Genomic DNA, 19513 nt, shown 5'->3' with positions numbered 1-19513 from the left:
CCCTCTTGCTCCCGGGCGACGGGACAGCAAGCATCGGATCACCGCACTCGTCCATAAGGAGACTCCGTGAAGCTGACACGACTGGTCGGCCAGTGCGACGAGGGCGAGTGCCCTGCGATCTACGCCACGGACCGGGGAACACTTGCCGTCCAGGGCAGCCGTTTAGCCGACCACGGGCTGAATGTCCCCGCTCACGAGACGCTGGTGGAAATTCCGGTCGAGCTCATCCGAAAGGCCATGCGTGACAACCTCGTCTAAGTCCCTCGGAGACTGGCTCGAAGACTTCGAACGAGAAGCGTTCCGCCTTGAGACGCTGGACGATTACAGCAAATCGGGCGGGGTCGATGCCTACCAGGCGTTTCTGGCGGGAGAACCGCAGCCGGAGAGTTACAGAACAGCCGGCTGGCTCACAACTGTGGGGAACGCGGTCCGGGCAGGGAAGCGGATCTACCGCGTACACGTCCTCGTTCGCCCACTGACGGAGTATCTACGCTTCGAACTATCCTGGGGATACCGCCGCAATATGACCGCCGGTGAGGAGTTCTACATCCTGGACACGACTGGTCGGGACAACCCGATCACGGATGCACCGGATTTCTGGATGTTCGACGAGCGAGCTGTCGGGACGATGAGCTACACGCAGGACGGCAGGTATACCGGCACTGTATTCCCCGGAGAGGAACGACTGCCCGAGTTTCTGGCGTTCAGGGACAAGGCGATGGAACACGCCGTCCCCTTCACTGAATGGTGGTCGAAGTACGGCGAGTGAACAAACACAGCCTTGGACCGGCGCTACGGGCACTTCGGGAGTCCTCCGGACTCGAAGCAAAAGCGGTTGCCCGTGGCGCCGCCATGTCCCGGTCCAAGCTGTCGAAGATCGAGAACGGGAACACGGCCCCGAGCGTCACCGACGTCGACTGCATCCTCACCGCCATAGGCGTATCGGATGAGGCAAAGGCCGAGTACATGGCAGCGGCCAGGCAGGCGGCCACGGAAGCCACGGCGTGGCGGTTGATCCGCCGTCTGGGCTACAACCGCAAACAACAGCAGGTGCAGGCCCTCGAATCACAGACCACACTGCTGCGCCTGTTCCAGCCCTCCCTCGTCCCCGGCCTGCTCCGGACCCCCGAATACGTCAGGGCGGTCTTCGCCCGCCGGAACTTGAGCGAAGCCCAGCTGGAGCGCACGATCGGCGCACGACTGGCACGGCAGAGTGTCCTTTACTCGGAAGGCAAGACTTTCCGTTTCATCATCACGGAATCGGTCCTCCGGTGGCGGATCGTTCCGCCCCTGGTGCTGGTGGGACAGCTCGATCGGATCATCTCGACGTCCCGACTGCCCAATGTGGACATCCGAGTGGTCGAGTTGTCGGCCCCGCAGCATGATTTTCCGGGCCATTCGTTCTCAATCAAGGATGACCGCACGGTAGCCATCGAGACGGTCCACGCCGAGACAGTGGTAACCGACCCCAGGGATATCGCCCTGTACGTATCCAAGTTCGATGGCTTCAGGGCATCCGCCTGTTCCGGTGAAGAGATGCGAGCCCTGGTCGGAAGAATCCGGGACGAGCTTTTGCGCGAACAGGAAACCGACTAGAACGCGACCCCGCGCCCGGTCACGATGAGTCGTCCATTCCCGAAGTGACGAAGGGCGCACTCATGACGACCACAGCCACGGTGGAGACTTCGGCCGCCTTGCGACGGGGCCGCGATCTCGTAACTCCCGAGCTTTTCGATAAGGTGTCCGAATTCTGCGCCGCGGAGTACGGGCACGAAATGTGCACGGCCCGAAATATCGTGGACCAAGCCCTTGCCTTCCTCAAGGTCATGGGCGACGCCCGCGCGTTCGACATGACGCCGTCCCGGATTGTCGATCCGGGCTGGCATTCGTTCGCGCTCCACACCCGCGCCTACGCCGCCTGGTGTCAGGAGCAGTTCGGCTACTTCCTGGACCACGAACCAGGGGCCACCATCCGCACGCGCCCGCTGATCGGCTCCGTGGTGGAGCGAGTCAAGGCAGCCGGCTTCTACGTCGACGAGCGGATGTGGGACGTGGCGAAGGACTGCAATCCTCCGGCCTGTTGCGGCGACGGCGACGGTTGCTGAGCGCAGGTGCCGCCCGTGGTATCCGGAGCCGGTCTGACCGGCAGCAGCAGAGTCACCGTATTCGTGATGTTCGGCGTGGTCTTCGGGTACGCCACCCACCACCTCGACGCACGTCGGATCGGGGACGTCGCCGTCGTCGGCCCGCTGACTCCCGGCCTCGATTGGGGGCGCCTGTGGCAGATGGCCCGCCACTGCGGACGGCCCACGGCAGGCGAGACCGAACTGGCCCGATGGGTGCTGACCCAAGCCACTCGGGCGTTCGTGTGCGGTAGTGAGCGCATCGCGCAGTTCCACGAGCGGGGATGGACGTTGGCCCCCGGCGGCACGTGCGTGCGGTTCGATTCGACGTACGCCAACCGTGACCAACTCTGGACGGGAAACATGACCATCGACGGGCTCGCCACCGACCAGATCTCGGAACGGCACACGCTCTACCCCGCCTGACCGCGCCTTCCGCTGCCCGGCACCGGGCCTGCTCTCCCGGGTTTCCGAGGTGCTCGGCGTCGATGTCCCGCCTCCCGTACCGGCCACCGCCCTCACCAGGAAGGGACCTCGCGTCGGCGGCCCTCGCCGAAGAAGTAGGGACTAGCGGATCAGGAGTTCCACCGCGCGGGATCGATCCTTACCCAGCTCGTCCGGCCTGCGCATCTTTCCGGAATCGAGGCGAAAGGGCTGGGCAACCTCCGCATATGTGCCGTTGAGTTCTGCAGCGATCCCCGTGATGAGTTCGCGTACCGCTGTTACCTCTCCATGCCCCTATACGATCGGGGCGACCACAGGCACGGTCACTGAGTGGCCTTCGGCAGCAACTGGTCCGTCCGCAGCGGTTCTCCTGGTGTGTAGAGCTGTTCCCGCATGGCCAGCGCCCCTGCTGCGTCAAGCGGCCCGATCCGCGTCTCGCCACCTGTCGAGCGCACTGCGCGCAGCTGGGAAAGCTCGAAGTCGTGGCGGTCCAGCAGGTCGGGGCTGTGACTCGTCGCGATCACCTGGCGTCGCTCGCTCGCGTCGCGCAGCGCATCCAGCAGAACCCCCGCCGCTGCCGCGTGCGAGCGGTGCCGTTACGGTCAGGCCGCTGTGGCGCCCGCCACCCCGGCCTGCGGGGCTCCAGCGGCCCCCTTGACGCTCCTGCCGTGTAGGGATGACGCTTGTGCAAGCTGGCGCAAGCCACTCGACACCGGAGGCAGCCATGGCACTACGGTTCATCGGGATTGATCCAGACACCGGGCAGCAGGGCTCCCCCACCGTATGGGTGGACGAGGAAAGGGGGAGCTGGTGCTTCAAGGCTGGAAGCCGGACGAGAGGCTAGAGGCGGAGTGCGCGGCGTTCGAGGTCCCCGGGCACGCTCCGGGCATCCCGCCGCACGAAGCCGTAATTCGGATTCCGGCCCGTATGGTGCCGATGCTCAGGAAGGCGTGCGATGTCGCAGAACGAGCCGGGCTTTGACGAGTTGCTGGCCGCAGCCAAGCACTCGGCTGTGCACCTGGAGCTGCGCGACTCGTACGGCGTGGGTGATGAGGCGGAGGACTTCGAGACCTGGAAGCGTACGGGCATGCGCGACATCGACCCGGCGTCCACCTACTGGACGCCGTGGGCTGATTTGATTCGCAGCACCGTGGCCCGAGGCGTGACCGTCCGCCGCGCCCGCGTCGTATCGGAACCCGTAACGGATTACATCCGGTACGAGCACGCCGGCACTGTGGTCAACCTTCACGCCGGCACTGTGGTCAACCTTCACGCCGGGGAGCAGGTGCGCTGGCTGCCCAGGCGGCAGGCTTCCGACATCGCGCTTCCCGGAAACGACTGCTGGGTGTTCGACGGAGGGATCGCGCTCTTCAACCATTTCTCCGGTAATGGGAACTGGTCCGAGCCCGGCTGGGAGGTGCGTTCCGAACCCGCCGTGACACGTCTGGCCTCAGCTGCGTTCGAGGCAGTCTGGGAGCGAGGCATCCCGCACGAGAAGTACACGGTCTGACCTGACGGAAAACGAAGATCCCACTCATGTCCGCGTCCCCCTCGTCCAGTGCCCAGGCCGCCCGTGAAGCCATCGCCGCCCGTCTCGGAGGCCTACGCAAAGACGCGGAGCTGACCGGGCATGAGTTGGCTCTTCGGTGTGGCTGGAGTCCCGCGAAGTCTTCCCGCATTGAGCGGGCCAAGACCCCTGCGTCGGCCGCCGACATCCGCGCCTGGTGCAAAGCGTGCGGAGCAGACGACCAAACAGACGATCTGATCGCGGCGAACCGCCAAGCCGACCAAATGTACGTCCACTGGCAAAAGCTGCACCGGCACGGCATGCGCCGGGCACAGAAGGAGATCGTCCCTCTCTACGAGCAGACCCACCACTTCCGCGTGTACTGCTCGAACGTAGTACCGGGCATGCTCCAGACCGAGGCGTACGCGGCAGCTCTGCTCTCGACCATTGCCACCTTCCAAGGAACCCCTGACGACTCGCAGACGGCGGCAGCATCCCGCATCGAGCGTTCACACGTGCTCCATGACGGCAACCACCGCTTCGCTCTCCTGTTGGAAGAAACGGTGCTCCGCTATCGCATTGGCGACGCGCCCGCCATGGCTGGACAGCTCGGCTACCTGCTGGCCGTCATGGCGCTTCCAAACGTGAGCCTCGGGGTAATCCCTTTCACGGCCCAGCGGCTTGTCTGGCCCTTGGAAGCCTTCTATCTCTTCGACGGACGCCAAGCGAGCGTGGAGCTGCTCACGGCCGCAGTGAACGTCACGGCGCCCAGCGAGGTTGCCACATACGCCAAGGCGTTCTCCGAGCTGTCCAAGCTCGCTGTCTACGGTGCACCCGCCCGTGCTCTGATCTCGGATGCGATCACATCTCTCGGTTAGTTCGTGTGCAAGCTCGTGCAAGACCGTGGCCCGCTCCGTTCCCCGCTTTCTAGGGTCATTCCATCGGCCTCGGAAGCGATCGGAAGGGCGCGGCGTAATGACGACGGAACCGAATCGGTGGCACGAACCAACGGTGACGCTGCCTACGCGGACGGACCCCCCTCGCCCCGGCCGGCGGCCGGTTCCCCCGAGTGCGCGCGGCAGATCAGGATGTGCAGCATGACTGCCCGCGACAAGCCCGAGGACGGCGGAGACAAGTGCCCGCCTCCGCCCGCCGCGTAGCCAGCCCCCAACCGTCGAGAGAGGGAATCTCACTGTGACAACCATGCTGGAACCCCCCCGTCGCCTTACGGCACGGGCGGGACCTTGTCAGTGCCGAGTTGTTCGAGAAGGTGTCGGAGTTCTGCGCGGAGGAGTACGGACACGAGCTGTCCGCTGCCCGCCGGATCGTGGACCAGGCCCTTGCCTTCCTCAAGGTCATGGGCGACACTCGCGCGTTCGACATGACCCCGTCCGACACCGTGGACCCCGGATGGCACTCGTTTGTGCTCCACACCCAGGCGTACGCCACGTGGTGCGAGGAACAGTTCGGGTTCTTCCTCGGACATGAGCCCAAGGCCACCGTCCGCACCCGCCCGCTGATCGGTGCCGTGGTGGACCGCGTCAGGGCGGCCGGGTTCCACGTCGATGACCGTCTGTGGGGCGCGGCGAAGGACTGCAACCCGCCCGCGTGTTGCGGTGACGGCGACGGCTGCTGACCCACTCTCACTGAACGGAAGCGGTCCGGGCGTGGCTAAGGCGCCCGGACCACCACAGCCAGGGGTTCCAAAGATGAGCAGCAATGACGAGAGCCTGACCGGACGAAGTCGGGTCACGGTGTTCGCGATGTTCGGCACGGTCTTCGGCTCCGCCACACACCATCTTGACGAACGACGGATCGGGGACGTGGCCGTAATCGGCCCCCTGACCCCTGCTGTCGAGTGGCCACGGCTGTGGCAGATGGCCCGCTCCTGTGGCAGGCCCGCAGCCAAGGACACCGAACTCGCACAGTGGATTCTGAACCAGGCAACCCGGGCGTTCGTCTGCGGAAGCGACCGTATCGCGCAGTTCCATGACCGGGGCTGGAAGCTGAAGGCCGGTGGGAAGCGCGTCAGATTCAAAACCACCTACGCCAACCGAGACCACCTGTGGACCGGCAACCTGGCCGTGGACGACCTCAGCCCTGACCAGGTAGCCGAGCGCCCTTCGCGCTACCGAGCGTAGCTCGGTAGCGCTGGTGCCTCGAAGCGACCCGGGGCCCGAACGTCCATCAGGAACTCAACGGCCGCCCACGCAAGACGTTCGGCCGGGATACCCCGGCCGAACGTCTACGCGATCTACTCACCACCTAAAACCAAGTGGTGTTGCGACGCCCCCTTGAACCTGGGCATCGCGCCGGGGGCCTTCTCGTCCATACAGGTCAGCACCCGTTCCGCGCCCAGTCCCCGCCCAGTATTCCCCCAGCATGACGCCCAGGATCAGTCCGGAACGGCCCCGAACGGACCGGAAGCCGGCAGCCGCTCCGCGATCACCCGAGAAACCAGCTGACTCGGGGAAACCCAGTTACGGCAGGTTGCGGGCCATCACGATGCGCTGGACCTGGTTCGTGCCCTCGTAGATCTGGGTGATCTTGGCGTCACGCATCATCCGCTCGACCGGGTAGTCCCGGGTGTAGCCGTAGCCGCCCAGGAGCTGGACCGCGTCCGTGGTGACCTCCATCGCGACGTCGGAGGCGAAGCACTTGGCTGCGGCGCCGAAGAACGTGAGGTCGGCGTCGACGCGCTCGGACTTGGCGGCGGCCGAGTACGTGAGCTGGCGGGCCGCCTCCAGCTTCATCGCCATGTCGGCCAGCATGAACTGCACGCCCTGGAAGTCGGCGATCGGCTTGCCGAACTGCTTGCGCTCCTGGACGTAGCCCTTGGCGTAGTCCAGCGCGCCCTGGGCGACGCCGAGGGCCTGGGCGGCGATGGTGATGCGGGTGTGGTCCAGGGTCTTCATCGCGGTGGCGAAGCCGGTGCCCTCCTCGCCGATCATGCGGTCGGCGGGGATGCGGACGTTGTCGAAGTAGACCTCGCGCGTCGGGGAGCCCTTGATGCCGAGCTTCTTCTCCGGGGCGCCGAAGGAGACGCCCGGGTCGGACTTCTCGACGACGAAGGCCGAGATGCCCTTGGAGCGCTTCTCCGGGTCGGTGACGGCCATGACCGTGTAGTAGTCGGAGACACCCGCGTTGGTGATCCAGCGCTTCACGCCGTTGAGGACCCAGGAGTCGCCGTCGCGCACCGCGCGGGTCTTCATGCCGGCGGCGTCGGAGCCCGCGTCCGGCTCGGAGAGGCAGTACGAGAACATGCCGTCACCCTTGGCCAGCGGGCCCAGGTACTTCTTCTTCAGGGCCTCGGAGCCGGACAGGATCACCGGGAGGGAGCCGAGCTTGTTCACGGCCGGGATCAGGGAGGAGGAGACGCAGGCGCGGGCCACCTCCTCGATCACGATGACCGTGGCGAGCGCGTCGGCGCCTGCGCCGCCGTACTCCTCCGGTACGTGGACCGCGTGCAGATCGGCGGCGGTGAGGGCGTCCAGCGCCTCCTGCGGGAAGCGGGCCTCCTCATCGACCGCGGCCGCGAACGGGGCGATCTTCGCCTCGGCGAGCGCACGCACCGTCTCACGGAGCATCTCGTGCTCCTCGGCCGGACGGTACAGGTCGAAATCGGTCGAACCCGCCAAGACGCTCACTCCCCAGGGTGCTAACTACCGTTAAGTAACCCAATTTTAGGCGCCCGCCCCGTCTCCGGCATACGCGCTCGGGCCGTGAGCTTCGCGACAGCCGGAGCGACAGCCGGAGCGACAGCCGGAAATGGGAGGTTTCAGGGGCAGGACTATGCTCATTCACCGCACGTCTGTCCGCATCTCACAGGAGCACTACATGGCCCTCAGGATCACTGTGATCGGCACCGGCTATCTCGGCGCCACGCACGCCGCGGCCATGGCGGAACTGGGCTTCGAGGTCCTGGGACTCGACGTCGTGCCCGAGAAGATCGAGATGCTGTCGGCCGGCCGGGTCCCGATGTACGAACCCGGGCTGGAGGAGCTGCTGAAGCGGCATGTCGCCGGCATCGAGGGCGCCACCGGACGGCTGCGGTTCACCACTTCGTGGGAAGAGGTGGCGGAGTTCGGCGATGTGCACTTCGTCTGCACCAACACCCCGCAGAAGCACGGCGAGTACGCCTGCGACATGTCCTACGTCGAGAGCGCCTTCGACTCGCTCGCCCCGCTGCTGACCCGGCCCGCCCTCGTCGTCGGCAAGTCCACCGTGCCGGTCGGCTCCGCGGCCCGGCTCGCCGAGCGCCTCGCCGAGCTGGCCCCCGTGGGCGCCGACGCGGAGCTGGCGTGGAACCCGGAGTTCCTGCGCGAGGGCTTCGCCGTGAACGACACGCTGCACCCGGACCGGATCGTCGTCGGTACGAGGAGCGAGCGGGCCGAGAAGCTGCTGCGCGAGGTGTACGCCGTACCGGTCGCCGAGGGCTCCCCGTTCGTCGTGACGGACTTCCCGACCGCCGAGCTGGTGAAGACCGCAGCCAACTCCTTCCTCGCCACCAAGATCTCCTTCATCAACGCCATGGCCGAGGTCTGCGAGGCCGCCGACGGCGACGTGGCCAAGCTCGCCGAGGCGATCGGGCACGACGAGCGCATCGGGAAGAAATTCCTGCGGGCCGGCATCGGCTTCGGCGGCGGCTGTCTGCCCAAGGACATCCGCGCGTTCATGGCCCGCGCCGGTGAGCTGGGCGCCGACCAGGCGCTGACGTTCCTGCGCGAGGTCGACTCGATCAACATGCGCCGCCGCGGCCACATGGTGGAGCTGGCCCGCGAGGCTGTGGGCGGTAGCTCCTTCCTCGGCAAGCGGGTCGCCGTGCTGGGTGCCACGTTCAAGCCGGACTCGGACGACGTACGCGACTCGCCGGCGCTCAACGTCGCGGGGCAGGTGCACCTCCAGGGCGGGCAGGTCACCGTCTTCGACCCGAAGGGCATGGAGAACGCCCGCCGCCTCTTCCCCACCCTCGGTTACGCGGACAGCGCCCTGGACGCGGTGCGCGGCGCCGACGTGGTGCTGCACCTGACGGAGTGGCGCGAATTCCGCGAGCTGGACGCCGAGGCGCTCGGCGCGGTGGCGGGCCGCCGGATCATCCTCGACGGGCGCAACGCGCTGGACCCCGTCGTGTGGCGCGAGGCCGGCTGGACCTACCGGGCCATGGGCCGCCCGAAAGCCTGACCGGCTCCGCCGTCCTCAGCCGCGCTTCGCGCGGTACGTACGCATCTTCGCGCGGGCGCCGCACACCGACATCGAGCACCACCGGCGGCGCCCCGCCGGGCTGCGGTCGTAGTACGCCCACCGGCAGTCCGCCGCCTCGCACGCCTTGAGCCTGGCCCAGGTGCCGTCGGCCGACGCGGCGGCGATGGCGGCCGCGATCCGTGCCGCGAGACCGGGCGGCTCCTCCACCGGGCACAGCGCGGCCCCTCCCGCCGCGTCCACGGTGACGCGCAGGGGCGCATCGGCCAGCAGCCGGTCCAGTACGAGGTCGCAGTCGCCCTCCTCGCGGTGTCCGGCGTGGGCCAGGCACGCCGCGCGCAGGGCCTCGCGCAGGGCGCGGGCCGCCGGCACGTCCGGTTCCGCGAGGGCGAACGCGGCGCGCCCGTCCGCCGTGTCGAGGGTGTCCGCACCGGTCTCGACGTCCAGGGTGTTGACCAGCGCTTCCACCAGCGCGAGCCCGCCGGGTGCGGAATCCCTCTCATTCATGGTTGCGACGGTACCTCCGGTGCGGCAGCATGCAGTTACGGTTACCGGTTCAGCGGCTTTAGCGGTAACCACCTGTCCGTCATCTGCCCGCGAATCTGCCCGAGGAGAAGCAACATGGCTGTGGCCGCACTGGGTGCCGTCGTCCTGGACTGCCCCGACCCCGTCGCCCTGGCGAACTTCTACGCCGCGCTGCTCGGCGGCGAGGTCGAGCAGCGGGAGGACTGGGTGGACCTCACGGGGATCACCGGCACCTCGCTCGCCTTCCAGGCGGCACCCGGCTTCGTACCGCCGAAGTGGCCGCGCCCCGACGCCTCGCAGCAGGTCCACCTGGACCTGACCGTGACGGACCTGGACGCGGCGGAGCGCGAGGTCCTGGCGCTCGGCGCGACGGTGCTGGAGGCGGACGACCGGGAGCGGTCCTTCCGGGTGTACGCCGACCCGGCGGGGCACCCGTTCTGCCTCTGCGCCTGTTAGGGAGCGTGAGGACGCCCCCGTGGCTCAGCCCGCCGGGGCGTCCAGCTGTTCGATCGTGGCGTGCGACGGGCCGCGGCGCGTGCGCAGGTCCCGTGCCACGTCCTCGGCGGCGCGCAGCACCCGTACCGCGTTCTGCCAGGTGAGCTTGGCCAGGTCGGCGGCGGACCAGCCGCGGCGCAGCAGCTCCGCGATCAGGTTCGGGTAGCCGGCGACGCTCTCCAGGCCCTGGGGCAGGAACGCGGTGCCGTCGTAGTCGCCGCCGATGCCGATGTGGTCGACGCCCGCGACCTCGCGCATGTGGTCGAGGTGGTCGGCGATGGTGGCCACGGTCGCCTTCGGGCGGGGGTTGGCCGCCTCGAACGCGGCGTGCGCCTTCATCGCGCGCTCGGTGGTGTCCAGGTGGTGCAGCCCGTTCGCGCGCAGGTTCTCGTCGGCGGCGTGCGTCCAGGCGACGGCCTCCGGCAGGACGAACTTCGGTACGAAGGTGGCCATGGCGATGCCGCCGTTGGCCGGGAGCTGCGCGAGGACGTCGTCGGGGATGTTGCGCGGGTGGTCGCAGACGGCCCGTGATGAGGAGTGCGAGAACATCACCGGCGCGGTGGAGGTGGCGAGCGCGTCGCGCATCGTCGTCGCCGCGACGTGGCTGAGGTCGACCAGCATGCCGGTGCGGTTCATCTCCCGTACGACCTCGTGACCGAAGGGCGAGAGGCCGCCTACGCCCGGCTCGTCGGTCGCCGAGTCCGCCCAGGCGATGTTGTCGTTGTGGGTGAGCGTCATGTAGCGGACGCCGAGGGCGTACAGGCCGCGCAGGGTGCCCAGCGAGTTGTCGATGGAGTGGCCGCCCTCGGCGCCCATCAGGGAGGCGATGCGGCCCTCGGCGCGGGCCGCCTCCATGTCGTCGGCGGTCAGGGCGCGGCGCAGGTCGGCGGGGTAGCGGTCGAGGAGTTCGGCGACGGCGTCGATCTGTTCCAGGGTGGCGCTGACGGCGGCGTCGCCCGCCAGGTCGGACCGTACGTAGACGGACCAGAACTGGGCGCCGACGCCGCCGGCCCGCAGCCGGGGGATGTCGGTGTGCAGGTGGGCCGACTGGTCGGTGGCGATGTCGCGGGCGGCCAGGTCGTAGCCGACCTGCTCGCGCAGCGCCCACGGCAGGTCGTTGTGGCCGTCGACCACGGGGTACTCGGCGAGGAGGTCCCGTGCCCGGTCCAGTCGGTCCGCCATCGTCCCCTACTTCCCGAAGCCGAAGGAGTCCGCGCCCTCGACCTTGTGGCGCAGCCGCTTGCCCTTCTCGGTCGCCTGGTCGTTCAGGTCGCCCAGGAAGTCCGTCATCCGGCGCTGCGTCTCGGGGTCGTGCGCGGCGAGGACGCGGACGGCGAGCAGGCCCGCGTTGCGCGCGCCCGCGATGGAGACGGTGGCGACGGGGATGCCGGCGGGCATCTGGACGATCGACATGAGGCTGTCCATGCCGTCGAGGTACTTCAGCGGGACCGGTACGCCGATGACGGGCAGCGGGGTGACCGAGGCGAGCATGCCGGGCAGGTGGGCGGCGCCGCCCGCGCCCGCGATGATCGCCTTGAGGCCGCGACCCGCCGCGCTCTCGCCGTACGCGATCATCTCGCGCGGCATGCGGTGGGCGGAGACGACGTCGACCTCGTACGGGATCTCGAACTCGTCGAGCGCCTTGGCCGCCGCTTCCATGACGGGCCAGTCGGAGTCCGAGCCCATGACGATGCCGACGACCGGTGCGGTGGAGGCGGGGGAAGTCATTCGGTGATCGTTCCTCGCAGGTAGTCGGCCGCGTGCCGGGCGCGCTCGCGCACGTCCGCCAGATCGTCGCCGTAGGTGTTGACGTGGCCGACCTTGCGGCCGGGCTTCACGTCCTTGCCGTACATGTGGATCTTGAGCTGCGGGTCGCGGGCCATGCAGTGCAGGTAGCCCTGGTACATGTCCGGGTAGTCGCCGCCCAGGACGTTGCACATGACCGTCCAGGTGGCGCGGGGGCGCGGGTCGCCGAGCGGGAGGTCGAGGACGGCCCGGACGTGGTTGGCGAACTGCGAGGTCACCGCGCCGTCCTGGGTCCAGTGCCCGGAGTTGTGCGGGCGCATCGCCAGTTCGTTGACGAGAATGCCAGGGGTCCCGTCGTCGCGACGGGTCTCGAACAGCTCGACCGCGAGGTGGCCGACCACGCCCAGCTCGGCGGCGATCCGCAGCGCGAGCTGCTGGGCCTCGCCGGCGAGGCGCTCGTCGAGCTCGGGGGCGGGGGCGATCACCGTGTCGCAGACGCCGTCGACCTGGACGGACTCGACGACGGGGTAGGCGACGGCCTGGCCGTGCGGTGAGCGGACGATGTTGGCCGCCAGCTCCCGTACGAAGTCGACCTTCTCCTCCGCGAGGACCGGGACACCGGCCCGGAAGGGCTCGGCCGCGTCCGCCTCGGAGCGGACCACCCAGACGCCCTTGCCGTCGTAGCCGCCGCGCACGGTCTTGAGGACGACCGGGAAGCCTCCCGCCTCCTCGGCGAAGGCCGCGGCGTCGGCCGGGTCCTTCACGACGCGGTGGCGGGGGCAGGGCGCGCCGATCTCGGTGAGCTTCGCGCGCATCACCCCCTTGTCCTGGGCGTGCACCAGAGCGTCGGGGCCGGGGCGCACGGGGATGCCGTCCGCCTCCAGGGCCCGCAGGTGCTCGGTCGGCACGTGTTCGTGATCGAAGGTGATCACGTCACAGCCGCGCGCGAAGGCCCTCAGCGTCTCCAGGTCGCGATAGTCGCCGACGACGACCTCGCCCACCACCTGGGCCGCGGAGTCCTGAGCGGTGTCGCTGAGGAGCTTGAACTTGATGCCGAGGGGGATGCCCGCCTCGTGGGTCATACGGGCGAGCTGACCGCCACCGACCATGCCGACTACCGGGAACGTCACGCCTCCAGGGTATCCGCAACGCCCGTGGGCGGCCCGGGGCGGGGGCCCGGCCCGGCACGGACTCGCCACACCAGCGCCGGTACGCACAAGCGTCCGCCGGGTGTCCTGGTTAGCATGGCCGGGTTGACGGAACATGGAGCGGAACCGACGGACGGGCTGAGCGATCACATGAGCGAACGAGGCGCACTGCGGGCCCGGCTGGAGCTGCTGGCCCGGGAGGTCGCCAAGTTCGGCGTGGTCGGCGCGGTCGGTCTGGTGGTCAACATCGCCGTGTCCAACCTGCTGTGGCGCTACACGGACATCCCGACGGTGCGCGCGGGCCTGCTCGCCACGTTCGTCGCCATCCTGTTCAACTACGTGGGCTTCCGCTACTGGACGTACCGCGACCGCGACAAGTCCGGCCGCACCCGGGAGCTGACGCTGTTCCTGCTGTTCAGTGCGGTGGGCGCGGTCATCGAGACCGGTGTGCTGTACGTGGCGACGTACGGGTTCGGCTGGAACAGCCCGATGCAGAGCAACGTCTTCAAGATCCTCGGCATCGGTATCGCGACGCTGTTCCGCTTCTGGTCCTACCGGACGTGGGTCTTCAAGGCGCTTCCGGAGCCGGTCTCCGACGAGTCGGAGGCGGTGGCCGACAAAGGAGCCGTCGTGAGTGGGCACGTTTCCGTGCCGGGCCCCACGGTGCGGGTCGAGGCGGACACTGCTCATCGGTAGGGCGCGGAGCGTCCGGGCGGACGTCTTGTCCTCAATCGCCGGACGGGCTGGACAGTGCCGCCCACCGCTTCCCTCACCTCTTCCCTCACCTCACCGGGCGTTCCGGTTCCTTCCTGTTCAGGGCCACTCGGCTGAGGAACAGCGCGAAGACCGGCGGCTGCTGCTGGAGCAGTTCCAGCCGGCCGCCGTCCGCCTCCGCGAGGTCGCGGGCGACCGCGAGGCCGATGCCCGTGGAGTTGCGGCCGCTGATGGTCCGCTCGAAGATCCGCGCGCCCAGGTCGGCGGGGACGCCGGGGCCCTCGTCGGTCACCTCGATCACCGCCTGGTTGCCGGTGACCCTCGTGCGCAGCGCGACCGTGCCGCCGCCGTGCATGAGTGAGTTCTCGATCAGCGCGGCCAGGACCTGGGCGACCGCGCCCGGGGTGCCGACGGCGCTCAGCCCCTGCTTGCCGGAGCAGACGATGGCGCGGCCCTCACCCCGGTAGGCGGGGCGCCACTCCTCGATCTGCTGCTTGACGACCTCGTCCAGGTCGAAGACGACCGCGGAGCCCGTCCGGGGGTCGCGGGCGTTGGTCAGCAGCCGCTCCACCACGTCCGTGAGCCGTTCGACCTGGGTGAGGGCGATGTGCGCCTCCTCCTTCACGATCTCCGGGTCGTCGGTGAGGGAGATCTCCTCGATCCGCATGGACAGGGCCGTGAGCGGCGTACGGAGCTGGTGGGAGGCGTCGGCGGCGAGCCGGCGCTCCGCGGTGAGCATCCGGGCGATCCGTTCGGCGGAGGCGTCGAGGACGTCCGCGACGCGGTCCAGCTCCGGCACCCCGTACCGCCGGTGGCGTGGCCGGGGGTCGCCGGAGCCCAGGCGCTCGGCGGTCTCGGCGAGGTCGGTGAGCGGCGAGGCCAGCTTGTCGGCCTGGCGTACGGCGAGGAGGACGGCCGAGACGATGGCGAGCAGCGCCACCGCCCCGATGATCATCAGCGTGCGGCCGACCTCGCGGGTGACGGCGGACCGGGACTCCTCGATGGTGACCTTCTCGCCGTGCTCCCCCGTCTCCGTCGCGGTGATCACGCTGCCGCTGGGGCGCTCGCCGACCTCGATGGGGGCGCGGCCGTCCATCTTGACCAGGGCGTACCGCTTGTCGTCGACCTGCTCGGCCAGCACCTTGGGGTTGATCCGCTCGGCGCCCAGGAGCCGGCTCTCGATGACGCTGATGAGCCGCAGCGCCTCGGAGTCGACGCTTTCCTGGGCGCTGCTGCTGATGGTGCGGGTCTCGACGAGGACGAGGGAGACGCCGAAGACGGCGATCACCACGAGCACGACGGCGAGGGTGGAGTTGATCAGTCGTCGGCGCATGCCTGCTTCTGTACGTCAGCTCGTGCGGATGGCGTGCTCGTGGTGCGTGGTGCCCGGGGCTGGGTGCGTGGTGCCCGGGCCCGAGGCTGGGTGCGGGCCCGGGGCTTCGGAGCTCTGGGCCCTGAGCTCGGGGCTAGGGGCCAGGGGCTCGGACGGCGTACGTCAGCTCTTCTCGAAGCGGAAGCCGACGCCCCGGACCGTGGCGATGTAGCGCGGGTTGGCGGCGTCGTCGCCGAGCTTCTTGCGGAGCCAGGAGATGTGCATGTCGAGGGTCTTGGTCGACGACCACCAGGTGGTGTCCCAGACCTCGCGCATCAGCTGGTCGCGGGTGACGACCCGGCCCGCGTCGCGCACCAGGACCCGGAGCAGGTCGAACTCCTTGGCCGTGAGCTGCAGTTCCTCGTCGCCCATCCAGGCGCGGTGCGACTCGACGTCGATGCGGACGCCGTGGGTGGCGGGCTGGGGGGCGGGCTCGGTGGCGCCGCGCCGCAGCAGGGCCCGTACCCGGGCGAGGAGTTCGGCGAGGCGGAAGGGCTTGGTGACGTAGTCGTCGGCGCCCGCGTCGAGCCCGACGACCGTGTCCACCTCGTCGGCGCGGGCGGTCAGCACCAGGACCGGCACGGTGTGGCCCTCGGCGCGGAGCCTGCGGGCGACTTCGAGGCCGTCCATCCCGGGCAGCCCCAGGTCGAGCACGACCAGGTCGATGCCGCCCTGGAGGCCGGCGTCGAGAGCGGTCGGGCCGTCTTCCCGCACCTCGACCTCGTAACCCTCCCGCCGCAGGGCGCGGGCCAGCGGTTCCGAGATGGATGCGTCGTCCTCGGCGAGCAGTACACGGGTCATGCACTGATGGTAGTCCGCGCGACGGACGGGGAGGGAGGTGATCCAAAAGCCCTGCGGGTCCGCACCCTGTTACCGCGGGGACCTTCGAATGTGGGAGTGTGGTTGCACCTGGGCCTGTGATCCATCTCTCAAGTCCTTCCATATCGGTCTCTGTCGTGTCGTATGGTGTCTCGACGCCTATTGCACTACTCAAGGACCTTTGGGCAGCTCTGAGCGCCAAGGGTCTCTTTCGTGTGCGGGGCCGGTACCCGCCGGCCCGGAAGTTTCAGTGAATGACCTGTGGGCCGGGCCCGGACGCCGATGAGCGCGTCCCGGGTGTGGATCCCGTCGCGGTGGGCGTACCCGCGCCGGTGCCGGCCTCCCCCCACCGGGCGCGTACCGCTTCACCGAGGCGTCGCGTCCCGAGCACTCAAGGATCGATCATGGCGTCCAGCCTGACGAAGGACCCGGCGAGCACCGGGGGCGGCGAGAAGACCTTCTTCGGCCACCCCCGCGGCCTGGCCACCCTCTTCATGACCGAGATGTGGGAGCGCTACAGCTTCTACGGCATGAAGGCACTGCTGCCGCTGTACCTGATCGCGCCCGGCGGCATGCACATGAACGCCACCACGGCCACGACGATCTACTCGGCCTACATGGCGATGGTCTACCTGCTCGCCATGCCCGGCGGCTGGATGGCCGACCGCTTCTGGGGGCCGCGCAAGACGGTCGCCATCGGCGGCGCCGTCGTCATCCTCGGCCACATCACGCTCGCGGTGCCCAACTCGGCGACCTTCTTCGCGGGGCTCGCCCTCGTCGCGCTCGGTTCCGGCCTGCTGAAGGCCAACATCTCCACGATGGTCGGCCACCTCTACAAGGGTCCGGAGGACCCGCGCCGGGACGGCGGCTTCACCCTCTTCTACATCGGCATCAACGTCGGCGCCTTCCTCGCCCCGCTGTCCATCGGCACCGTCGGCGAGAACGTCAACTGGCACTTCGGCTTCGCGCTGGCCGCGGTCGGCATGGCCCTGGGCCTCACCCAGTTCATGCTCGGCACCCGCCACCTGAGCCCGGAGAGCGACGTCGTCGCCACCCCGGCCACGGAGCAGGAGAAGAGCTCCGCCCTGCGCAAGGGCCTGATCTGGCTGATCGTCGCGGTCGCCTTCTACGGCCTGCTCGGCGTCACCGGCAACTTCGTCGACTGGGGCGTGCTGCCGATCACCCTCGCCGGACTGATCATCCCGGTCGCCGTCCTGGTCCGCATGAAGCGCGACAAGGAGCTGACGACCACCGAGCAGTCCAAGCTGTCGGGCTACATCTGGTTCTTCGTGGTCGCCGCCGTCTTCTGGATGATCTACGACCAGAACGGCTCGACCCTGTCGATCTTCGGTGAGCACTCGACGACGAACACCCTGCTCGGGTTCCACTTCCCGACGTCCTGGTACCAGTCGCTGAACCCGATCTTCGTCATGGCGCTGGCCCCCGTGCTCGCTTCGGCGTGGCTGTGGCTGAACAAGCGCGGCAAGGAGCCGAGCACCGCCGTCAAGTTCGCCTCCAGCCTCGTGCTGATCGGCGTCTCCTTCGCCGTCTTCCTGATCCCGCTGCTCGACACCGCCGCCAACGGCGGCAAGGTCAGCCCGATGTGGCTGGTGGCGATCTACTTCATCCAGACGGTCGCCGAGCTCTGCCTCTCCCCGGTCGGCCTGTCGGTCACCACGAAGATGGCCCCGGCGAAGTACAGCTCCCAGATGATGGGCGTCTGGTTCCTCGCCGTCACCGCCGGCGACTCCGTGACCGGTCTCCTCACCTCCAAGCAGATCGGCATCGACCTGGACAACACCGGGGCCGTCGCCTTCGAGGTGATCCTCGCCGTCATCGCCGGTGTCGGCATCTGGATGTACCGCAAGAAGGTCTCCCAGCACATGGGCGACGTGAACTGACCGCTTGGAGCCGCACGGCGGGCGCGACTTCCGGAACACGCCCCAGGGCCGCCGCACCGTTTCCACGGGTGCGGCGGCCCTTTCCGTGTGCCGTACGGGTCCGGCTCAGCGTCCGGCGCGCAGTCGGCGCCACGGGGTGAACGTGAACACCGCGCCGCCCAACAGGATCGCCGTGCCGGCCACCAGGCCGAGCGCGCGCAGGGCGCCGTGGTCGTCGGCCCCGGTGGCCGCGAGCCCGCCGCCCGACGCCGTGCCGCCGGCCGCCGCCGCTCCGCCCGAGCCGGTGGAGCCCCCGCCGGACGCGCCGGACACGCCGCCCTCCTGGGCGGTGGTGTCGAGGGTGAGCGAGGCCTTCGGCGAGCCCGTGACCGTGCACGGAATGTTGATCTTCGCGCCGCCGAGCGTGACGTCGATCGTCAGGGCGCCGGGGGTGAGCGTGGACGAGCCGGAGGCGCCGGGCTTGTACGTGCCCGTCATGTCCGGCAGGTCGACCGGCTTGCCCGTCTCCAGCGGCGCGGGGTTGCCCGGCCCGGTGACGGTCACGGAGCCCTTGTCGGCGCCGCCGATGACGATCTGCATGGACGGCTTGAGCGCCCCGGCGGGCAGGGCGGCCGGGCTGTCCATCACACCCTTGGCCGTCTTGACCGTCAGCCCGTAGCCGCCGCCGCTCTTCTTGGCGTTGATCGTCACCTTGGAGGCGATGGAGGCGGGCCCCGGCGACTTGCAGGCGAAGTCGACGGCGACCTCCTTGCCGGGGAAGTCGGTGGCGCCGCCACTGCCGCCGGTGGTGGTACCACCTGAAGCGGTACTACCTGAAGTTGTACCGCCGGATGTTGAACCGCCGGTGTCACCACCGGCCGTCGTACCACCCGTGGTCGTCGACCCTCCGCTCGTCGTCCCCCCGCTCGTCGTCCCCCCGCTCGTCGTCCCTCCGTCCGTCGAACCACCGGTCGTCGTGCCGCCCGTGGTCGTGCCCGTGCCGCCGTCCGTGACCTTGATCGTCGCGCCCGGCCGGACGGTCTCCTTGGGGGTGCACTTGGTGTCGGTGGAGATCGGCTTGGAGACGTTGATGGCGTACGCGTCCGGCGTCAGCGTCAGCTCGCCCGCCTTCTCCAGCTTCAGCGACCCCTTCATGTCCGGCAGGATCATCGGACTCTTCTTCGGGATCGCCGGGTTCTGCCGTGGCCCCTCCAGCTTCAGGTCGCCGGTGGCGGCCCCGCCCAGCTTGATGGTGCCGGTCGGCTTGACGGTGTCCTTGTCGAGATCGAGGACGTCGGGGTTGCTGGAGGCGGCCTGGACCGTCTTCCACACGACCTCGACGGTGTCCCCGACCTTGGCCTCGGCGGGCGCGGTCAACTGGACCTGCGTGGTGCCCTGTACGGCCGGCAGTCCGGAGATGGCCGGGGGTACGCACTCCGTCTTGTACGAGATGTCGGCGGCTTGGGCCGGGCTCGCGGCCAGCAGCATGCCCGCCCCGCCGATCATCATCGCGACTCCCGCCGCGACCGTCCTGCGTTGCG

22 protein-coding genes and 1 pseudogene are annotated in these 19513 nt (G+C 69.0%); 14 read left to right on the top strand and 9 right to left on the bottom strand.

Going from position 1 to position 19513, the window contains the following annotated elements:
• The first annotated feature begins 66 nt into the window (after nucleotides 1-66).
• The 5 genes from E6P78_RS17385 (at nucleotide 67) to E6P78_RS17365 (ending at nucleotide 2549) form a co-directional block, all read left to right on the top strand.
• On the top strand, nucleotides 67-258 hold the full coding sequence (locus E6P78_RS17385; RefSeq protein ID WP_136204498.1) for a hypothetical protein: 192 nt from the start codon (nucleotides 67-69) through the stop codon (nucleotides 256-258).
• Nucleotides 242-769 carry a DUF6879 family protein gene (locus tag E6P78_RS17380; RefSeq protein ID WP_136204497.1) on the top strand — a complete coding sequence of 176 codons (528 nt, stop codon included), beginning with the start codon at nucleotides 242-244 and terminating at the stop codon, nucleotides 767-769. Before E6P78_RS17385 ends, E6P78_RS17380 begins: the two co-directional genes overlap by 17 nt.
• On the top strand, nucleotides 745-1596 hold the full coding sequence (locus E6P78_RS17375) for a helix-turn-helix transcriptional regulator (protein ID WP_136204496.1): 852 nt from the start codon (nucleotides 745-747) through the stop codon (nucleotides 1594-1596). Before E6P78_RS17380 ends, E6P78_RS17375 begins: the two co-directional genes overlap by 25 nt.
• Nucleotides 1597-1658: 62 nt before the next feature.
• The gene (locus tag E6P78_RS17370) at nucleotides 1659-2105 is read left to right on the top strand and encodes a hypothetical protein (protein WP_240799245.1); all 447 of its coding nucleotides are present in this window, start codon (nucleotides 1659-1661) and stop codon (nucleotides 2103-2105) included.
• Between the two features lie 15 nt (nucleotides 2106-2120).
• Entirely contained in the window at nucleotides 2121-2549 is a 429-nt protein-coding gene (locus E6P78_RS17365) for a hypothetical protein (RefSeq protein WP_136204495.1), read from the top strand.
• A gap of 341 nt (nucleotides 2550-2890) precedes the next feature.
• Here the strand turns inward: E6P78_RS17365 and E6P78_RS17360 are convergent, their stop codons facing one another.
• Nucleotides 2891-3091: a hypothetical protein gene (locus E6P78_RS17360; protein WP_240799243.1), complete on the bottom strand. Its 201-nt coding sequence runs from the start codon at nucleotides 3089-3091 to the stop codon at nucleotides 2891-2893.
• Between the two features lie 200 nt (nucleotides 3092-3291).
• Here E6P78_RS17360 and E6P78_RS33440 point away from each other — a divergent pair.
• The 5 genes and pseudogenes from E6P78_RS33440 (at nucleotide 3292) to E6P78_RS17335 (ending at nucleotide 6215) form a co-directional block, all read left to right on the top strand.
• A pseudogene (locus E6P78_RS33440) lies at nucleotides 3292-3548 on the top strand (hypothetical protein).
• A complete protein-coding gene (locus E6P78_RS17350; protein WP_136204494.1) occupies nucleotides 3523-4077 on the top strand; it encodes a DUF6879 family protein in 555 nt (184 codons plus the stop codon). The pseudogene E6P78_RS33440 and the gene E6P78_RS17350 overlap by 26 nt, the downstream one beginning before the upstream one ends.
• Before the next feature lie 26 nt (nucleotides 4078-4103).
• On the top strand, nucleotides 4104-4952 hold the full coding sequence (locus tag E6P78_RS17345; protein ID WP_136204493.1) for a helix-turn-helix transcriptional regulator: 849 nt from the start codon (nucleotides 4104-4106) through the stop codon (nucleotides 4950-4952).
• A gap of 380 nt (nucleotides 4953-5332) precedes the next feature.
• On the top strand, nucleotides 5333-5710 hold the full coding sequence (locus E6P78_RS17340) for a hypothetical protein (RefSeq protein ID WP_240799241.1): 378 nt from the start codon (nucleotides 5333-5335) through the stop codon (nucleotides 5708-5710).
• Nucleotides 5711-5783: 73 nt separating this feature from the next.
• The gene (locus E6P78_RS17335; protein ID WP_136204492.1) at nucleotides 5784-6215 is read left to right on the top strand and encodes a hypothetical protein; all 432 of its coding nucleotides are present in this window, start codon (nucleotides 5784-5786) and stop codon (nucleotides 6213-6215) included.
• Nucleotides 6216-6554: 339 nt separating this feature from the next.
• Here the strand turns inward: E6P78_RS17335 and E6P78_RS17330 are convergent, their stop codons facing one another.
• Nucleotides 6555-7712, bottom strand: coding sequence for an acyl-CoA dehydrogenase (locus E6P78_RS17330; protein WP_136204491.1), 1158 nt, complete (start codon nucleotides 7710-7712; stop codon nucleotides 6555-6557).
• Nucleotides 7713-7911: 199 nt separating this feature from the next.
• On the opposite strand from E6P78_RS17330, the gene E6P78_RS17325 reads away from it, so the two are divergent.
• Nucleotides 7912-9255 (top strand): UDP-glucose/GDP-mannose dehydrogenase family protein, encoded by a 1344-nt coding sequence (locus E6P78_RS17325; RefSeq protein ID WP_136204490.1) that lies wholly within the window; start codon nucleotides 7912-7914, stop codon nucleotides 9253-9255.
• A gap of 15 nt (nucleotides 9256-9270) precedes the next feature.
• Here E6P78_RS17325 and E6P78_RS17320 read toward each other — a convergent pair whose 3' ends face one another.
• On the bottom strand, nucleotides 9271-9780 hold the full coding sequence (locus E6P78_RS17320; RefSeq protein WP_136204489.1) for a CGNR zinc finger domain-containing protein: 510 nt from the start codon (nucleotides 9778-9780) through the stop codon (nucleotides 9271-9273).
• A 114-nt stretch (nucleotides 9781-9894) separates the two neighbouring features.
• Here E6P78_RS17320 and E6P78_RS17315 point away from each other — a divergent pair, with 114 nt between their 5' ends.
• Entirely contained in the window at nucleotides 9895-10254 is a 360-nt protein-coding gene (locus E6P78_RS17315; RefSeq protein ID WP_136204488.1) for a VOC family protein, read from the top strand.
• 24 nt (nucleotides 10255-10278) lie between these two features.
• On the opposite strand, the gene E6P78_RS17310 is transcribed toward E6P78_RS17315, so the two are convergent.
• Genes E6P78_RS17310 through E6P78_RS17300 form a run of 3 tightly spaced genes read right to left on the bottom strand, consistent with a single transcriptional unit; the run spans nucleotide 10279 to nucleotide 13169 of the window.
• A complete protein-coding gene (locus E6P78_RS17310) occupies nucleotides 10279-11475 on the bottom strand; it encodes a dipeptidase (RefSeq protein WP_136204487.1) in 1197 nt (398 codons plus the stop codon).
• A gap of 6 nt (nucleotides 11476-11481) precedes the next feature.
• A complete protein-coding gene (purE, locus tag E6P78_RS17305; RefSeq protein ID WP_136204486.1) occupies nucleotides 11482-12021 on the bottom strand; it encodes a 5-(carboxyamino)imidazole ribonucleotide mutase in 540 nt (179 codons plus the stop codon).
• Complete coding sequence (locus E6P78_RS17300) at nucleotides 12018-13169, bottom strand: 5-(carboxyamino)imidazole ribonucleotide synthase (protein WP_240799240.1); 1152 nt, start codon at nucleotides 13167-13169, stop codon at nucleotides 12018-12020. The genes purE and E6P78_RS17300 overlap by 4 nt, the downstream gene beginning before the upstream one ends.
• A gap of 168 nt (nucleotides 13170-13337) precedes the next feature.
• Here E6P78_RS17300 and E6P78_RS17295 point away from each other — a divergent pair, with 168 nt between their 5' ends.
• Nucleotides 13338-13883, top strand: a complete 546-nt coding sequence (locus E6P78_RS17295; RefSeq protein WP_136204485.1) for a GtrA family protein — start codon at nucleotides 13338-13340, stop codon at nucleotides 13881-13883.
• An 85-nt stretch (nucleotides 13884-13968) separates the two neighbouring features.
• On the opposite strand, the gene E6P78_RS17290 is transcribed toward E6P78_RS17295, so the two are convergent.
• The gene (locus E6P78_RS17290) at nucleotides 13969-15234 is read right to left on the bottom strand and encodes an ATP-binding protein (RefSeq protein WP_136204484.1); all 1266 of its coding nucleotides are present in this window, start codon (nucleotides 15232-15234) and stop codon (nucleotides 13969-13971) included.
• A 162-nt stretch (nucleotides 15235-15396) separates the two neighbouring features.
• A complete protein-coding gene (locus E6P78_RS17285; protein WP_018524728.1) occupies nucleotides 15397-16074 on the bottom strand; it encodes a response regulator transcription factor in 678 nt (225 codons plus the stop codon).
• A 422-nt stretch (nucleotides 16075-16496) separates the two neighbouring features.
• Here E6P78_RS17285 and E6P78_RS17280 point away from each other — a divergent pair, with 422 nt between their 5' ends.
• Entirely contained in the window at nucleotides 16497-17993 is a 1497-nt protein-coding gene (locus E6P78_RS17280) for an oligopeptide:H+ symporter (RefSeq protein WP_136204483.1), read from the top strand.
• A gap of 105 nt (nucleotides 17994-18098) precedes the next feature.
• Here E6P78_RS17280 and E6P78_RS17275 read toward each other — a convergent pair whose 3' ends face one another.
• Nucleotides 18099-19481 carry a hypothetical protein gene (locus E6P78_RS17275; RefSeq protein WP_136204541.1) on the bottom strand — a complete coding sequence of 461 codons (1383 nt, stop codon included), beginning with the start codon at nucleotides 19479-19481 and terminating at the stop codon, nucleotides 18099-18101.
• Nucleotides 19482-19513: the final 32 nt, after the last annotated feature.

Source organism: Streptomyces sp. A0958, from assembly GCF_004795035.1.
Classification (GTDB): Bacteria; Actinomycetota; Actinomycetes; order Streptomycetales; family Streptomycetaceae; genus Streptomyces.
The sequence above is the reverse complement of the archived record's forward strand: the minus strand, read 5'-3'. Positions and strand labels throughout refer to the sequence as shown.

What these genes read in the sequence shown, in the direction of transcription:
- E6P78_RS17275 (WP_136204541.1), bottom strand. Translation starts at nt 19,481, where the DNA reads ATGATGATCGGCGGGGCGGGCATGCTGCTGGCCGCGAGCCCGGCCCAA.
- E6P78_RS17310 (WP_136204487.1), bottom strand. Translation starts at nt 11,475, where the DNA reads ATGGCGGACCGACTGGACCGGGCACGGGACCTCCTCGCCGAGTACCCC.
- E6P78_RS17350 (WP_136204494.1), top strand. Translation starts at nt 3,523, where the DNA reads ATGTCGCAGAACGAGCCGGGCTTTGACGAGTTGCTGGCCGCAGCCAAG.
- E6P78_RS17315 (WP_136204488.1), top strand. Translation starts at nt 9,895, where the DNA reads ATGGCTGTGGCCGCACTGGGTGCCGTCGTCCTGGACTGCCCCGACCCC.
- E6P78_RS17320 (WP_136204489.1), bottom strand. Translation starts at nt 9,780, where the DNA reads ATGAATGAGAGGGATTCCGCACCCGGCGGGCTCGCGCTGGTGGAAGCG.
- E6P78_RS17375 (WP_136204496.1), top strand. Translation starts at nt 745, where the DNA reads ATGGTGGTCGAAGTACGGCGAGTGAACAAACACAGCCTTGGACCGGCG.
- E6P78_RS17290 (WP_136204484.1), bottom strand. Translation starts at nt 15,234, where the DNA reads ATGCGCCGACGACTGATCAACTCCACCCTCGCCGTCGTGCTCGTGGTG.
- E6P78_RS17280 (WP_136204483.1), top strand. Translation starts at nt 16,497, where the DNA reads ATGGCGTCCAGCCTGACGAAGGACCCGGCGAGCACCGGGGGCGGCGAG.
- E6P78_RS17325 (WP_136204490.1), top strand. Translation starts at nt 7,912, where the DNA reads ATGGCCCTCAGGATCACTGTGATCGGCACCGGCTATCTCGGCGCCACG.
- E6P78_RS17285 (WP_018524728.1), bottom strand. Translation starts at nt 16,074, where the DNA reads ATGACCCGTGTACTGCTCGCCGAGGACGACGCATCCATCTCGGAACCG.
- E6P78_RS17370 (WP_240799245.1), top strand. Translation starts at nt 1,659, where the DNA reads ATGACGACCACAGCCACGGTGGAGACTTCGGCCGCCTTGCGACGGGGC.
- E6P78_RS17295 (WP_136204485.1), top strand. Translation starts at nt 13,338, where the DNA reads ATGAGCGAACGAGGCGCACTGCGGGCCCGGCTGGAGCTGCTGGCCCGG.
- E6P78_RS17335 (WP_136204492.1), top strand. Translation starts at nt 5,784, where the DNA reads ATGAGCAGCAATGACGAGAGCCTGACCGGACGAAGTCGGGTCACGGTG.
- E6P78_RS17345 (WP_136204493.1), top strand. Translation starts at nt 4,104, where the DNA reads ATGTCCGCGTCCCCCTCGTCCAGTGCCCAGGCCGCCCGTGAAGCCATC.
- purE (WP_136204486.1), bottom strand. Translation starts at nt 12,021, where the DNA reads ATGACTTCCCCCGCCTCCACCGCACCGGTCGTCGGCATCGTCATGGGC.